The organism is Haemophilus sp. HMSC071C11, from assembly GCF_001837655.1.
GTDB classification, from domain to species: Bacteria; Pseudomonadota; Gammaproteobacteria; order Enterobacterales; family Pasteurellaceae; genus Haemophilus; species Haemophilus influenzae.
This window is the reverse complement of the sequence record NZ_KV833398.1, coordinates 105,212-121,782: the sequence shown is the minus strand read 5'-3', so window position 1 is coordinate 121,782 and position 16,571 is coordinate 105,212. Positions and strand designations below refer to the sequence as shown.

Sequence of the window (16,571 nt, the reverse complement as noted above, 5' to 3'; positions counted from 1 at the left end):
CGAACCCTAAATTTTACTCGGAGAGATTATTTATGCCCAAACTACGTTCAGCGACCAGCACACAAGGTCGTAATATGGCAGGCGCACGTGCCTTATGGCGTGCAACAGGAATGAAGGAAAATGACTTTGGTAAACCGATTATTGCGGTGGTGAACTCTTTCACGCAATTCGTACCAGGGCATGTGCATTTAAAAGATATGGGACAGCTTGTTGCCGCAGAAATTGAAAAAGCGGGCGGCGTAGCAAAAGAATTTAACACCATTGCGGTGGATGATGGTATCGCGATGGGACACGGTGGGATGCTTTATTCCTTACCAAGCCGTGATTTAATCGCTGATAGCGTGGAATATATGGTCAATGCGCACTGTGCTGATGCGATGGTGTGTATTTCCAACTGTGACAAAATCACTCCAGGAATGTTAATGGCGGCAATGCGTTTAAATATTCCAACTATCTTCGTTTCAGGCGGCCCGATGGAAGCAGGTAAAACTAAACTTTCTGATCAATTAATCCGCTTAGATTTAGTAGATGCGATGATTGAGGCAGCCGATCCAAATGTAAGCGATGAGCGTATTGATGCGATTGAGCGTAGCGCTTGCCCAACTTGTGGTTCTTGCTCTGGCATGTTTACCGCTAACTCAATGAACTGCTTAACTGAAGCCTTAGGTTTATCTTTACCTGGTAATGGTTCTATGTTAGCCACTCACGCAGACCGCAAAGAATTATTCTTAAAAGCAGGTCGTCAAATTGTCGAGCTTTGCAAACGCTATTATGAACAAGATGATGCAAGCGTATTGCCTCGTTCAATCGGTACTTTTGATGCCTTTGAAAATGCAATGAGCCTCGATATCGCAATGGGTGGTTCAAGTAACACTGTTTTACACTTATTAGCGGCAGCACAAGAAGCAGGCGTGGATTTTAAAATGGAAGATATTGACCGTTTATCGCGCAAAGTGCCTTGTTTAAGCAAAATTGCACCAAACACCAATAAATATCATATGGAAGACGTACACCGTGCAGGCGGTATTATGGGATTGTTGGGTGAATTAGATCGCGCTGGATTAATTCATAAAAATACACACACCGTGCTTGGAATGAGCATGGGAGAGCAACTAGACCAATACGATATTATTCGCAATCAAGATGAAGAATTACATAAATTCTTCCGTGCAGGCCCTGCAGGTATCCGCACAACTCAAGCATTCTCACAAGATTGCCGCTGGGATACCGTTGATAATGATCGTGTAAACGGTTGTATTCGCAATAAAGAAAATGCGATTTCACAAGAAGGTGGCTTAGCCGTATTATTCGGTAATCTCGCTGAAGACGGATGTATCGTTAAAACCGCTGGTGTAGATGAATCTATTTGGAAATTCACTGGCACAGCAATCGTATTTGAAAGCCAAGAAGATGCGGTTGCAGGCATTTTAGGTGGCAAAGTCAAAGAAGGTCATGTTGTTGTTATCCGTTACGAAGGGCCTAAAGGCGGACCAGGTATGCAAGAAATGTTATACCCAACCAGTTACTTAAAATCGATGGGCTTGGGCAAAAAATGCGCTTTATTAACGGATGGTCGCTTCTCTGGCGGTACATCAGGCTTGTCTATTGGACATGCTTCACCAGAAGCTGCTTCTGGCGGTGCAATCGGCTTAGTACGCGATGGCGATATTATCAACATTGATATTCCAAATCGTGCAATTAACTTAGAAATCAGTAATGATGAACTCGCAGCACGCAGAGCCGAACAAGATCAAAAAGGTTGGCAGCCAGCTAACCGTGAACGTGAAGTATCTTTCGCTTTAAAAGTATTCGGTCACTTTGCGACCTCAGCGGACAAAGGTGCGGTACGCGATAAAACATTATTAAAATAATTTAACGGTTCCCCTCTTTCATAAGAGGGGGATAAAACAAAGGAAAAACTAACCGCACTTTATCATCAAAACAAACACTATGAAAAATCTACTCACCAATCCTCAACCCTCTCAATCAGATTATATCAATGCCATTGTTAAACTTGGTTCGCGCGTATATGAAGCTGCACAAGTGACCCCTTTACAAAAAATGGGAAAACTTTCTGAACGACTGCACAATAATATCTGGATTAAACGAGAAGACCGTCAGCCAGTAAATAGCTTTAAACTACGCGGTGCTTACGCAATGATTTCTAGCCTTTCAGAGGAACAAAAAGCAGCAGGCGTAATAGCGGCATCTGCAGGTAACCATGCACAAGGCGTGGCATTATCAGCGAAACAATTAGGCTTAAAAGCATTAATTGTTATGCCACAAAACACCCCAAGCATTAAAGTGGATGCAGTGCGTGGTTTTGGTGGTGAGGTGTTGTTGCACGGTGCTAATTTCGATGAAGCCAAAGCAAAAGCCATCGAGCTTTCAAAAGAAAAAAATATGACATTTATTCCACCATTCGATCATCCATTGGTAATCGCTGGACAAGGCACGTTAGCGATGGAAATGCTACAACAAGTGGCAGATTTGGATTATGTGTTTGTACAAGTCGGTGGTGGTGGCTTAGCTGCGGGTGTGGCAATTTTGCTTAAGCAATTTATGCCAGAAATTAAAATCATCGGTGTAGAATCAAAGGATTCTGCATGCTTAAAAGCCGCTCTCGATAAAGGCGAACCAACAGATTTAACCCATGTTGGATTATTTGCCGATGGCGTTGCCGTAAAACGCATTGGCGACGAAACATTCCGCCTATGCCAACAATATCTTGATGATATGGTATTGGTCGATAGTGACGAAGTATGCGCAGCAATGAAAGATTTGTTTGAGAACGTTCGTGCTGTTGCAGAACCATCAGGTGCATTAGGTTTGGCTGGTTTGAAAAAATATGCGAAACAAAACCATATTGAAGGCAAAAATATGGCGGCAATTTTGTCTGGCGCGAACTTGAATTTCCACACATTACGTTATGTATCTGAACGTTGTGAAATTGGTGAAAATCGAGAGGCTTTATTAGCCGTGACCATGCCTGAACAACCAGGTAGTTTCTTAAAATTTGCTTATGTATTAGGTAACAGAGCTGTAACCGAATTCAGTTATCGTTATGCAGATGATAAACGTGCTTGCGTGTTTGTTGGGGTAAGAACGACAAATGAGCAAGAAAAAGCAGATATTATTGCAGACCTCACGAAAAATGGTTTTGATGTTGAGGATATGTCTGATGATGATATTGCGAAAACGCATGTTCGCTATTTAATGGGTGGTCGAGCATCAAATGATAACGAACGTTTATATACCTTCGAATTCCCAGAGCAAAAAGGTGCCTTATTAAAATTCTTGGAAACCTTGCAAAATCGTTGGAATATTTCATTATTTCACTATCGTGCCCACGGTGCGGACTATGGAAATATCCTTGCTGGGTTCCAAATTGAAGAACGCGAACAAGCAGAATTTGAACAGGCACTTGCCCAACTCAATTATGTTTTTGAAGATGTAACAGAAAGCAAATCTTATCGTTATTTCTTACGTTAATCTTATAAAAAGGCGTGATATTTTTCACGCCTTTGTCTTATTCAAACTCTAATTCCACCGCACTTTCGCCGAGTAAATTCACCAATTCCGTCAGAATTTCATCTGTTGGAATGATCGACCATTGCACGCCTAAACGTAACAACGCACGACCTTTCGGACTTTGATAATACACGTTAATAGGCAATGTTCCACCACTCACTGGCTCAAGTAATGCTTTAAATTGTTTAATGAAACTTGGTGTAATTTGATGCTCAGAAAGACTAATAGCCAAGGATTTGACATAACGAGAACGTGCCTCATCTAAGGTCATTAACTCGCGCACCGTCATTTTCAAGCCACCAGAGAAATCATCAAAGCTCACCTGCCCTGAAGCAACAATCACTGTATCTTTTTGTAATTTCTCACCAAATTGTTCTAGGCTTTCACCAAATAATGTTAAATCTAAGCGACCTGAACGATCGTCCAATGTTGCAATACCTAGACGATTGCCTTTTTTCGTCATCGCAATTCTCGATGCCACGACTAGCCCCGCCACAGTGCTAATTTGTCCACGGCGATTTGGTGCGAGATCTTTCAACCGCGTTGATGTGTAATGAGAAAGTTCTTTCAAATAACGGCTAACAGGATGGCTACTTAAATAAAGCCCCAAGGTTTCTCGTTCGCCATCAAGGATTTGTTTTTCAGTGTAAGGTGGTGTATTAGCATAGGCATTTTCCACGTCTTCATGGGTTTCAGTCAGCACACCGAACATATCCGTTTGTCCCATTGCTTCATCTTTCGCATGCTGATCGGAAGCTCTAAGTGCATCTTCCAAATTCTTAGAAAGTGCGGCGCGATGTGGGCCTAATTTATCAAAGGCACCCGACATAATTAGGCTTTCAAAAGTACGGCGGTTAATTTTTTTCAAATCTACACGAGCGCATAAATCGAATAAATCTTTGAAAATCCCCCCTTCATTTCTTGCCGCCACAAGTGCTTCAATCGGGCCTTCCCCCACGCCTTTAATCGCGCCAATCCCATACACAATTTCGCCTTGTTCATTGACACTAAAATGGTGTTTTCCGATATTAATATCTGGTGGCGTCACTTTTAAGCCCATACGCAAACATTCGTCGTACAAACCTACGATTTTATCCGTATTATCCATTTCAGATGTCATCACTGCAGCCATAAATTCTGCAGGGAAATGAGTTTTAAGCCAAAGAGTTTGGTAAGACACCAAGGCATAAGCAGCGGAGTGAGATTTATTAAAACCATAGCCAGCAAATTTTTCCACCAAGTCGAAAATCTTCATAGATAGCTCGCCATCAACACCGTTTTTCTCAGCCCCCTCTTTAAACACTAAACGCTGTTTTGCCATTTCTTCTGGTTTCTTTTTACCCATTGCTCGACGCAATAAGTCAGCCCCACCCAGCGTATAGCCAGCCAACACCTGCGCAATTTGCATCACTTGTTCTTGATACAAAATAATGCCGTAAGTCGGCTCAAGAATAGGTTTCAAACTTGCATGTTGATATTCTGCGTCAGGGTAAGATACTTCTTCTCTCCCGTGTTTACGGTCGATAAAGTTATCTACCATACCCGATTGTAACGGACCCGGACGGAACAATGCTACCAATGCGATAATATCTTCAAAACAGTCAGGTTGCAGGCGTTTGATCAAATCTTTCATACCTCGTGATTCCAACTGGAACACAGCGGTGGTTTCGGAACGTTTAAGTAATTCAAAAGATTCAGGATCATCAAGTGGAATGGCGGCAATATCTACTCGAGGCTTGCCTTCACGCACCATACGAACATTAATTATATCCAATGCCCATTTAATGATAGTGAGAGTACGCAAGCCTAGGAAGTCAAATTTCACAAGCCCTGCATATTCCACATCATTTTTATCAAAGTGAGTAACCGGATGTAAGCCTTCATTATCACAATAGAGTGGTGCGAAATCAGTAATTAAGGTTGGCGAAATGACCACGCCACCTGCATGTTTACCTGCATTACGTGTCACACCTTCCAGCTTGCGCGCCATGTTAATCAATGCTCGCACTTCTTCATCGCTATCGTAGGCAGTCTGTAATTGCGGCTCGGTCTCAAACGCTTTGGCAAGCGTCATACCTGGATCTGGCGGAATCAATTTAGAAATACGATCAACGAAACCATAAGGATGCCCCAGCACTCGCCCTACATCTCGAATAACCGCTTTCGCCGCCATTGTGCCAAAGGTAATAATTTGTGATACCGCGCCACGACCATAGGTTTCTGCAACGTGCTCAATCACGCGATCGCGACCATCCATACAGAAATCCACGTCGAAATCGGGCATAGACACACGTTCTGGATTTAAGAAACGTTCAAATAGCAAATCAAACTCTAACGGATCTAAATCAGTGATTTTTAATGCATAAGCCACTAATGAACCCGCACCAGAACCACGACCTGGCCCTACTGGAATATCGTTATCCTTAGACCATTGAATAAATTCCATTACGATCAAGAAATAACCTGGGAACCCCATTTGGTTAATTACATCTAGCTCAACTTGCAAGCGTTCATCATATTTTGGTCGTTTTTCTAACCGCACTTTTTCATCAGGGAATAAAAAAACTAAACGTTCTTCCAAGCCCTCTTTGGATTTTTGCACTAAGAAATCTTCTGTACTTAAATCGCCAGTTGGAAATTGAGGTAAGAAATATTGACCAAGGCGCAAAGTCACACTACAACGTTGCGCAATTAATAAGGTATTTTCGAGAGCGGAAGGAATGTCTGCAAACAGCTTACACATATCTTCTTCACTACGAAAATATTGCTGTGAGGTATAACATTTCGGACGTTTAGGATCGTCTAAAGTATAGCCATCGTGAATCGCTACGCGAATTTCGTGGGCTTCAAAATCCTCTGCATTCAAAAACATCACATCATTAGTTGCGACCAATGGTAAATCACAACGTTCTGCTAATTTCAACGCTGCTTGAATGTAACGTTCTTCATTTGGGCGACCTGTACGACTTAATGCTAAATAAAAATGATCGGCAAAAAATTCTTGGTAAAAAGCGACCGCACTTTCAATTTCGGCTACGTTTTCTTTCAACAATTTTTTACCCACATCGCCTTGCGTTCCCCCTGATAAAATAATCACGCCGTCGCGATGTTCAATTAACCAATCTTGATCAATATAAGGTAAATCGTTATAACCGCGTTGATAAGCCTTTGATAACAATAAAGTAATATTTCTATAGCCTTCATTATTTTTAGCCAGCAAAGTAAGATCAAAGTATTCATCGCCACATAATGGGCTTTTTACTTTTACATCTGCCCCGATAATGGGCTTCATACCCGAAGAAAGCATTTCGCTATAAAAACTAACCACACCACAAAAATTAGTAAAATCCGTTAATCCCATAGCAACCATTTCATTGGCAGCACAAGCTTTCACAAGAGGTTTTACTTTGACGATACTGTCAATCATCGAAAAATCTGTGTGTGTGCGAAGATGGACGAAGCGAGGTTGGAATGACATTGAAAATCCTTAAAATGCGGTTAAATTTTGCCGTAAATATTAAAGCGGTATTATAGCGAATTTTTCAAACAAATGCTTATGCTACAAATAGTGTTCCCAAATTGGCTCGGATAACCGATTGCGTGAATAAAAAATGTTAAGTAGATCAAAAAATTGATAATTAGCCGTTTTCATTTTGTTAGATTTCCGCTAGTCTAACGGCGATTTTTTATTTATTTCAACGAATAAGGATAACGCTATGACAACACTTTTTGAGGTTGCACAACATTGGTTAAACCAAGATCCTGACACAGAAACTCGTGCAGAATTAACCGCACTTTTAGATGCAGCAAAAGGCGGAGATAAAGCGGCAGAAGCAGAATTACATGCGCGTTTTGATGGTCGCTTACAATTTGGTACGGCAGGTTTACGTGGTCGTTTACAAGCTGGCTCAATAGGGATGAACCGAGTTTTAGTTTCTCAAGCTGCTGGTGGTTTAGCGGAATATTTAAAAGGTTACGATAAAGAACCCTCAATCGTCATTGGTTACGATGGCCGTAAAAACTCTGACGTTTTTGCCCGTGACACCGCTGAAATTATGGCGGGTGCAGGCGTAAAAGCTTATTTATTACCACGCAAATTACCGACTCCAGTTTTAGCCTATGCTATCCAATATTTTGATACCACTGCAGGTGTAATGGTAACAGCAAGCCATAACCCACCAGAAGATAATGGCTACAAAGTGTATTTAGGTAAAGCAAATGGTGGCGGTCAAATCGTTTCACCAGCAGATAAAGACATCGCAGCATTAATTGATAAAGTTGCGGCTGGCAATATCCAAGATTTACCACGTAGCGATAATTATGTGGTGTTAAATGATGAAGTGGTAGATGCGTACATTACAAAAACTGCATCATTAGCTAAAGAACCCGCTTGCGACATTAACTATGTTTATACCGCTATGCATGGTGTTGGCTATGAAGTTTTAAGTAAAACACTGGCAAAAGCAGGATTACCACAACCCCACGTAGTCGCAGATCAAGTTTGGCCAGATGGCACATTCCCAACGGTGAATTTCCCAAATCCAGAAGAAAAAGGCGCATTGGATTTAGCAATTAAAGTGGCAAAAGAAAAGAACGCTGAATTTATCATTGCGAATGACCCAGATGCAGACCGTTTAGCCGTTGCTGTGCCTGATGCACAAGGCAACTGGAAATCACTACACGGTAACGTGGTTGGCTGTTTCTTAGGGTGGTATTTGGCAAAACAATATCAAGGCAAACAAGGTACATTGGCTTGCTCACTTGTTTCTTCCCCAGCTCTTGCTGAAATTGCGAAAAAATACGGTTTCCAATCAGAAGAAACCTTAACTGGTTTCAAATACATTGGTAAAGTATCTGGCTTATTGTTCGGTTTTGAAGAGGCATTGGGCTATCTAGTGGACCCAGACAAAGTACGCGATAAAGACGGTATTTCTGCAGCAATCGTGTTCTTAGATCTTGTGCGTAACTTGAAAAAACAAGGCAAAACTTTAGCAGATTATGCTGATGAATTTACCAAAGAATTTGGTGCTTATGTGAGTGGACAAATCTCTATTCGAGTCAGCGATCTTTCAGAAATCGGAAAATTAATGACCGCACTTCGTAACAATCCACCAGCAGAAATCGCTGGCGTGAAAGTGGCACAATTTATCGACCATATTAAAACAGATCGTCAAAGCGATATCCTTGTATTTAACTTGGAAAATGGCGGACGCTTAATTGCTCGTCCTTCAGGTACTGAACCAAAAATTAAATTCTACTTAGATGCGCGCGGTAAAGATCCAAAAGATGCAGATTGCGTATTGGCAGAATTTGATGAAGGTGTTCGTCACATTCTTCGCCAAGATACTTATGGCAAATAAGACTGCTAATTGCACAATGGGATGTGGATACGTCAAACGGTGCATTGACTTGTTGTTTGCAAAGGGTGTGGTATTTGGTCATAAAAAATCTGCACCTTAGTTGGTTATTTAGTCCAGCTTTTGGGGTGCAGATCATTTCTAGCTTGCCTTTTGTTTTACCATTTAATTAATGTTTAGTTTGTTCTTCCTCAGATTTTTCTTCTGCATTTTCTGCTTGTTGGCGATTCATATATTCAACAAACAATGCATCAAAGTTTACTGGAGATAAGTTTAATGCAGGGAACGTACCGCGATTGACTAGGTTAGACACTAATTCACGTGCATAAGGGAAAAGCATATTCGGGCATTGAGAGGTTAAACAATGTGCCATTTGAACATCTTCTAAACCGCTAATAGTGAATACGCCCGCTTGTTTTACTTCACAAATAAATGCGACATCACCACTATCTTCAAGTGTAGTTTCAACAGAAATGTTTAATACCACTTCATATAAGTCATCGCCAACTTGGGTTGTTTCGGTGCTTAAATCAAAACCAAGTTTTGGTTTCCATTCTTGTTGGAAAATATGTGGAAGATTTGGAGCTTCAAAAGACACATCTTTCACATAAATACGTTGAATTTGGAGAACGGGTTGTTGTTCTTCTGTTGCTGCAACGTCTTGTTTTTGTTCTGACATTTTCTATTCCTTATTATTTATGTTTTTTAACTAAAGGTAAATTTGCTGCTACCCACGCGGAAAGGCCTTCTTTCAACACAAATACAGAATTAAAACCTTGTTTGGTTAAAAATACTGCAGAAGCAGAGGCTGAAGTACCATTTGTATCGACTAATATAAGAGCTTTCTCTTTATGCGACTCTAATTTTCCGATATTTTGATTTTTAATTTCGCTTGGAAGCACATTAATACTATTAATGATATGTCCACGTTGAAATTCTTCAAGACTACGTAAATCTACCACAATGGCTTCATCGGAATTTATTAACCGAATAACTTCATTGTGCGTAATTACTTTAAATTTACTCGTTGCGCCTTTGTAGAAGGTATAAATCACCATCACGAAAATCGCAAACCAAGAAACTGCTAAAAGCGTATGTTTTTGAGCAAACTCTGTTGCCATTGAGATAAATTCTTGCATTGTTTTCTCTACTGATTAAGTACGTCAAAATAGGGCTCAAGTATAACCGCACTTGGGTTATCTTTCAAAAAAATATTCAAAATATAGAATACATTAAATTATCTTTATTTCAGCTGATGGAAAATAACAGAATTTTTCAACATTATTTATTGATCCAAGTTATGGAATCTCTACCTATTTGTTGCTATATTACACGCCGTTTCAACAAATAAAATAAAGTGTTTTTTTATTAACTTAGGGGGGCAGTATGTCTGCAATGTTTTTACTACAATTTGCCATCGTATTATTGTGTATCTTTGTGGGTGCACGTGTAGGTGGTATCGGTTTAGGTGTATTTGGTGGTTTAGGTCTTGCCATTCTTTCTTTTGGCTTTGGCTTGAAACCAGCAGGTTTACCTATTGATGTTATGTTTATGATTATGGCTGTAGTGGCAGCCGCGGCAGCAATGCAAGCAGCTGGCGGTTTAGACTACATGATCAAAATCGCAACCAAAATCTTACGTCGTAATCCTAAACACATTACGTTTATTGCGCCAGCAGTAACTTGGTTATTCACTCTCTTAGCGGGTACTGGTCACGTGGCATATTCTGTATTGCCAGTTATCGCTGAAGTGAGCCGTCAAAACGGTATCCGTCCTGAACGCCCAATGTCAATGGCGGTAATTGCATCACAATTTGCTATCGTAGCAAGCCCAATCGCTGCAGCAGTGGTGGCTGTGGTTGCTTACCTTGAGCCACAAGGTATTCATCTTGGCGATGTTTTAATGGTAACCATTCCTTCAACTATTCTAGGACTTTTCCTTGCTTGCTTATTTGTTAATAAAATGGGTAAAGAATTAAAAGATGATCCAGAATATCAACGTCGTTTGAATGATCCAAAATATGCAGATATTTTTGCTTCTACCACTTTAGTCAAAGAAGTAGAAGTGAGCAAAACAGCTAAAATTTCTGTTTCTTTATTCTTATTTGGAGCTTTACTTGTCGTGTTAATGGGTGCAGCTCCTTCTATTCGACCTGTTTTTGATGGAAAACCAATGGGAATGGCACATACCATTGAAATTATTATGCTTTCTATTGGTGCATTGATTATCTTAACTTGTAAACCAGATGGCACAGCGATTACCAAAGGTTCTGTATTCCATGCAGGTATGCGTGCAGTAATCGCAATCTTCGGTATTGCTTGGTTAGGTGACACTTTAATGCAGGCACACATTACTGAAGTAAAAGAAATGGTGAAAGGCTTAGTTGAAACTGCACCATGGGCATTTGCTTTTGCGCTATTTGTACTTTCAGTATTAGTAAACAGCCAAGGTGCAACAGTAGCGACATTGTTCCCTCTTGGTATCGCATTAGGTATCCCTGCACCTGTATTAATCGGTGTATTTGTTGCTGTAAATGGTTACTTCTTCATCCCTAACTATGGTCCAATCATTGCATCTCTTGACTTCGATACCACAGGTACAACCAAAATCGGTAAATACATTTTAAACCACAGCTTTATGCTTCCAGGTTTATTGAGCATGTTTTTCTGCTTATTAATCGGTTTAGGTCTTTCTCACGTTATTCTTTAAAATGTGATTCGATAACAAAGAACGGTGCTGAAATAGCACCGTTTTTGTTATTCTAATATCAACTTAAAATAACTCAAAAAAATAACCGCACTTTGATATATAAGTGCGGTTATTTTTATGAAAGTTTTCCGCCCTGTTTCGTTGTTATGTTATCATTACATTAATGTAACATTTTTAACAATTTAAACTTTTAGGAGAGCTTTATGAAAAACGTCGTGATCGTTGGTGGGGGTGCTGGCGGTATTGAATTAGCAACATTTTTGGGTAATAAATTAGGTCGTCAAAAACAAGCTAAAGTAACGCTGGTTGATCGCAATGCCACCCATTTATGGAAACCCTTATTGCATGAAATTGCAACAGGCGTAATGGATGATGGCGTTGATTCTTTAAGTTATCGTGCGCACGGTAAAAATCATTTTTTCAGTTTTGAGCAAGGTTCAATTATACGTATTAATCGCGAGCAAAAATATGTTGAACTTGCACCTGTTTATGGACAAGAGGGCGATATGCTTGTCATTGCTCGTCGAATTCCTTACGATTATTTAGTGATTGCCATTGGCAGTAAATCTAATGATTTCAACACAAAAGGGGTGGCTGATAATTGTATTTTTTTAGATAGTTCAAAACAGGCTTTACGTTTTCAACATAAACTGTTGGAATTATTTTTAAAATTTTCAGAAAACCGCGCATTAGATGACATTGGCGAAGAAGAATTTAAACAAAAGTTAGTGGATGAAAATAAAGTAAATATTGCTATTGTGGGAGGTGGTGCTACTGGTGTGGAATTAACCGCAGAACTTTATCATGCGGCTGAAGATTTGTCTTCTTACGGTTATGGTAAAATTGATAGTTCTTGCTTACAAGTTACTTTAGTCGAAGCAGGAACACGTTTATTGCCAGCATTACCTGAAAATTTATCTGCTGCAGTGTTAGATGAATTAAAGGAAATGGGCACCAATGTGCAATTAAACACAATGATTACTGAGGCGCAGCCAAATACACTTATTACCAAAGATGGCGGGGAGATTAAAGCTGATCTTATTGTTTGGGCAGCAGGAGTTCGCGCCTCAACAGTAACGCAGCAATTTGATGGATTAGAAATTAATCGTATCAATCAATTAGTGGTTAAAGATACACTTCAAACTACCGTTGATGATAGTATTTTTGCGATTGGCGATTGTGCTGCATTAATACAATCAAATGGTAAATTGGTTCCGCCAAGAGCGCAAGCTGCACATCAAATGGCAAAGGCTTGTGCAAAAAATATTTTTGCATTGTTTGAAAATAAACCACTGAAATCTTTTAAATATAACGATAAAGGTACTTTAGTTTCTCTGTCAAATTTTACCGCACTTGGTAGTCTAACCAATAAGTTTGGTAAAAATCCACTTACCGTTCAAGGTAAATTTGCGCAGTTTGCTTATGTGTCTTTGTATCGAATGCACCAACATGCTTTGCACGGTTGTATTAAAATTGGTTTGATTATTCTCGTTGATAAATTGAATCGTTATTTAAAACCAAGATTAAAATTGCATTGATTAAGTATAATTTTTCGTTAAATGCGATCTAAATCATTTATATAAAAGAAAGGGCATCAATGATGCCCTCAGTATTGTTTTATGAAGAAAGATCTTCGGATTTTTCAATTGTTCCTTTCACCGTTAAGCAAATTTCTGTTGAAATCAAATGGGAAAGCGTTGAAGCTAATTCTTCTATTTTATCAAGAACAGTATAACCAGATTCATCAAAGTAACGTTGCTCTTTCAAGTTTGCAATAAAGCTTGAAAAAACCGCTTTATCAAAGAATTCTGGTGCATTTATGCCGTGTAATACTGATAAACGTTGAGCAACAAGCTGGCTTTCTTTTTCAAGTTCAGCTCGAGAAATAGCAGGTTGTTTTTGTAAAATAGTGACAGTAATGTAATAACGTTGCAAGATTTCCCGCGTTCCCGCAGACCAAAGCTGTAAAATTCGTACTTTTGATTTATTAATAGATAAGAAGTTATCATTTGAATTAATAACGCTTTGGCGTGCAAATTCATTAATGATTTGATGGATTTGTACATTCAATTCATCTTCATTGAAATGTAAGAACAATTCGCCTTGTAAGAAAGGGTAAATTTTTCTAATCGCGTCTAATAATAAATCTTTTTGGATCGCTTCGTAATGCAAAATAATACTCGCAACTAAAGATGGTAATACGAATAGATGCTGAATATTATTACGATAATAAGTCATTAGTACAGCAGATGAACGTTCTAAGCGTACAATTTCGCCAAAATTATCTTTTTCAATTAACACACCTATACGATCTAAAGCTAATACGTGTTCTAACATTGCTTGCGGTGTCACATTTGGTAGCACTACGTCCGTAGAATAAGGGACATTTTGTAACAATTGTTGATAACTACTAAGTTGTTCTAACAGTTGCTCACGTGAAAGTGCTCGCTGACGAGATGAAAGTAGTGCTGTACCCACAAGGTTCATTGAATTAACTGCCGCTGCTTTGTTAATATTAATCATTACTTGTTTAGAAATATTATTTACCGCAGGTGTAAACCATTGTGGTTTTTCTTCGTGATTTTGCTCTTTCCAATCAGGGAAATGTTGGCTCAAATAGTTTGAAAGCGTAATTGGCTCACCAAAATTTACAAAACCTTGACCAAGATTACGTAATTTTTTAATTACACGAAGTACTAAACCCGCATTTTCTTTTTCTTTCGCTGCACCACGTAATTCCTTAGCATAAGTGTCTACTTCTAATACGTGTTCATAACCAACGTAAACAGGAACAATCGAAATGGGGCGAGTTTGACTATGTTGCAATGCTTGAAGTGTCATTGACATCATACCTGTTTTTGGTGCCAGTAAACGACCTGTACGAGAACGACCGCCCTCAATAAAATATTCGACGGAATAGCCTCGATGGAATAGTTCTGATAAATATTCGCGAAAAATGGCAGAATATAGTCGATTTCCCTTAAAAGTGCGGCGAATAAAGAATGCCCCCCAACTACGAAACATTCTACCTATAGGCCAGAAATTTAAGTTAATCCCTGCCGCGATATGTGGCGGAACAAGACCTTGATGATAAAGCACATAAGAAAGCAATAAGTAATCAATATGACTACGGTGGCAAGGCACATAAACAATTTCATGACCTTCTAACGCTAATTTACGGACACGATTCGAATTTTGTACATCAATACCTGAATAAAGTTTATTCCAAAGCCAACGTAAAAAACGATCTACTGCACGTAAACTTGAATGGCTGACATCAGCTGCAATTTCATCCAAAATTTTATATGCTTCTTTTTGTGCTTTTTCAATACTGATATTTTTTGATTTTGCTTCATCTTCAATTGCTCGTCGGATTGCTTCTGATTGCAATAATTTATTAAACATTGCTTGACGATTTGGTAAACGAGGGCCTGTCGCTGAAATACGTTGTTTTGCGAAGTGCATTTTTGCAACTCGAGCCAGCTTTTGTGCAATTTTTTCATCTGAGCCATGTTCAACTACCATATAACGTAATGAAACCGCTTGAGAAAAACGCACAAAAGTATCACGTCCAAACCAAATTGCTGCAAATGTTTTTTGTATACCATTTAATAAACGCAAATTAGGCAAATCTGATTTATCTTCTTGTCCAGGAGAACGTCCCCAAAGAACAGAAACAGGAATAAGTTGCACATCTAAACTTTCAGAAGTGCGGTGTAATTCAAGATATTTATTGAAAATGGTAGTGGTTTCGTCTTTTGCACCTTTTGATTTAAAAATTCGGCGACCTTCGTCTAAATATACATAACGTGGTAACTTAACGCCATTAATTTCATTTTTCTCTGCGGGATCGGGCAAGCCTAACGCTAAGCAATTTCGGCGGAAAATAACGAAATCAGTTTGAGATGTATAAGGCAAAACATAAACAATAGGTTGATGAATATTAAGTGAAAGCTCTTCTATTGGATTGGCGGGAATAGGATTATTTTTCACCAATGCAGACAGCGGCAAGCTCAATAATTGGCGATACATATTTATAAAATTTGCCATAATAAATTTTCTCTTTGTTATAAGTTTGTAGATCTTATAGACGTTTAAAAAGCAGTTTGTGAATAGAACTATTTTTAGCCCTTTGGTGTTTTTATCGTCCAAAAACTCAAATATTTTAACACATCCGATCTCAACTAATTTAGAAAATTTGGCGACAAAATGTGACTTAATACACAGATTTAAAAAATAACAGTTGCAACTTTACACAATCTGTATACAATACCAGTTATCTGTGTTTAAAAACAGGAGTGTATATGAGACCATTAACCGCACGCCAACAAGAAGTGTTGGATTTATTAAAACGCCATTTGGAAACAACAGGTATGCCACCAACACGAGCAGAAATATCTCGAGAATTAGGTTTCAAATCTGCAAATGCCGCAGAAGAACATTTGAAAGCACTTTCACGTAAAGGTGCAATCGAAATCATTCCCGGCGCATCTCGTGGTATTCGTATTTTAGACAATAGTTCGAATGATGAATTTGACGGTTTACCGCTTGTAGGGCGCGTGGCTGCTGGAGAACCGATTCTTGCAGAGCAGCATATTGAAGCGACATATCGAGTAGATGCAGATATGTTTAAACCACAGGCTGACTTCTTACTTAAAGTTTATGGTTTATCAATGAAAAATGTTGGTATCTTAGATGGTGATTTATTAGCTGTGCATAGTACTAAGGATGTACGTAACGGACAAATTGTGGTTGCACGTATTGAAGATGAAGTAACAGTAAAACGTCTTGAGAAAAAAGGTTCTATCATTTATCTACACGCAGAAAATGAAGAATTTGATCCTATAGTAGTCAATCTTGAAGAACAAAAAAATTTTGAAATTGAAGGTATTGCAGTAGGCATTATTCGCAATAACGCTTGGATGTAATCTGGTACCAAGAATGAATAAAGTGCGGTAAAAATTTACGGTATTT

Annotated in this window: 10 protein-coding genes; 6 read left to right on the top strand and 4 right to left on the bottom strand. The window is 39.1% G+C overall.

The features are described from left to right. Positions 1-32 precede the first annotated feature (32 nt). Positions 33-1,871 carry a dihydroxy-acid dehydratase gene (ilvD, locus tag HMPREF2644_RS01030; RefSeq protein ID WP_005692664.1) on the top strand — a complete coding sequence of 613 codons (1,839 nt, stop codon included), beginning with the start codon at positions 33-35 and terminating at the stop codon, positions 1,869-1,871. A gap of 79 nt (positions 1,872-1,950) precedes the next feature. Continuing rightward, a complete protein-coding gene (ilvA, locus tag HMPREF2644_RS01025; protein WP_005692663.1) occupies positions 1,951-3,492 on the top strand; it encodes a threonine ammonia-lyase, biosynthetic in 1,542 nt (513 codons plus the stop codon). Positions 3,493-3,529: 37 nt separating this feature from the next. On the opposite strand, the gene dnaE is transcribed toward ilvA, so the two are convergent. Continuing rightward, entirely contained in the window at positions 3,530-7,009 is a 3,480-nt protein-coding gene (dnaE, locus tag HMPREF2644_RS01020; protein ID WP_011272202.1) for a DNA polymerase III subunit alpha, read from the bottom strand. Positions 7,010-7,247: 238 nt separating this feature from the next. Here dnaE and HMPREF2644_RS01015 point away from each other — a divergent pair, with 238 nt between their 5' ends. Then, the gene (locus HMPREF2644_RS01015) at positions 7,248-8,891 is read left to right on the top strand and encodes a phospho-sugar mutase (RefSeq protein WP_011272203.1); all 1,644 of its coding nucleotides are present in this window, start codon (positions 7,248-7,250) and stop codon (positions 8,889-8,891) included. A gap of 166 nt (positions 8,892-9,057) precedes the next feature. On the opposite strand, the gene secB is transcribed toward HMPREF2644_RS01015, so the two are convergent. Beyond that, complete coding sequence (gene secB, locus HMPREF2644_RS01010) at positions 9,058-9,567, bottom strand: protein-export chaperone SecB (protein ID WP_005630575.1); 510 nt, start codon at positions 9,565-9,567, stop codon at positions 9,058-9,060. Between the two features lie 13 nt (positions 9,568-9,580). Beyond that, positions 9,581-10,027 carry a rhodanese-like domain-containing protein gene (locus tag HMPREF2644_RS01005; RefSeq protein ID WP_005648518.1) on the bottom strand — a complete coding sequence of 149 codons (447 nt, stop codon included), beginning with the start codon at positions 10,025-10,027 and terminating at the stop codon, positions 9,581-9,583. 247 nt (positions 10,028-10,274) lie between these two features. Between HMPREF2644_RS01005 and HMPREF2644_RS01000 the strand changes: the two genes are divergently transcribed. Continuing rightward, the gene (locus tag HMPREF2644_RS01000) at positions 10,275-11,597 is read left to right on the top strand and encodes an anaerobic C4-dicarboxylate transporter (RefSeq protein WP_005689035.1); all 1,323 of its coding nucleotides are present in this window, start codon (positions 10,275-10,277) and stop codon (positions 11,595-11,597) included. Between the two features lie 203 nt (positions 11,598-11,800). Continuing rightward, positions 11,801-13,135, top strand: a complete 1,335-nt coding sequence (locus tag HMPREF2644_RS00995) for an NAD(P)/FAD-dependent oxidoreductase (protein WP_005693148.1) — start codon at positions 11,801-11,803, stop codon at positions 13,133-13,135. A gap of 79 nt (positions 13,136-13,214) precedes the next feature. Here HMPREF2644_RS00995 and plsB read toward each other — a convergent pair whose 3' ends face one another. Continuing rightward, positions 13,215-15,647 carry a glycerol-3-phosphate 1-O-acyltransferase PlsB gene (plsB, locus tag HMPREF2644_RS00990; protein ID WP_011272204.1) on the bottom strand — a complete coding sequence of 811 codons (2,433 nt, stop codon included), beginning with the start codon at positions 15,645-15,647 and terminating at the stop codon, positions 13,215-13,217. A 254-nt stretch (positions 15,648-15,901) separates the two neighbouring features. Here plsB and lexA point away from each other — a divergent pair, with 254 nt between their 5' ends. After that, positions 15,902-16,525 (top strand): transcriptional repressor LexA, encoded by a 624-nt coding sequence (lexA, locus tag HMPREF2644_RS00985; protein ID WP_005648504.1) that lies wholly within the window; start codon positions 15,902-15,904, stop codon positions 16,523-16,525. Positions 16,526-16,571 lie beyond the last annotated feature (46 nt).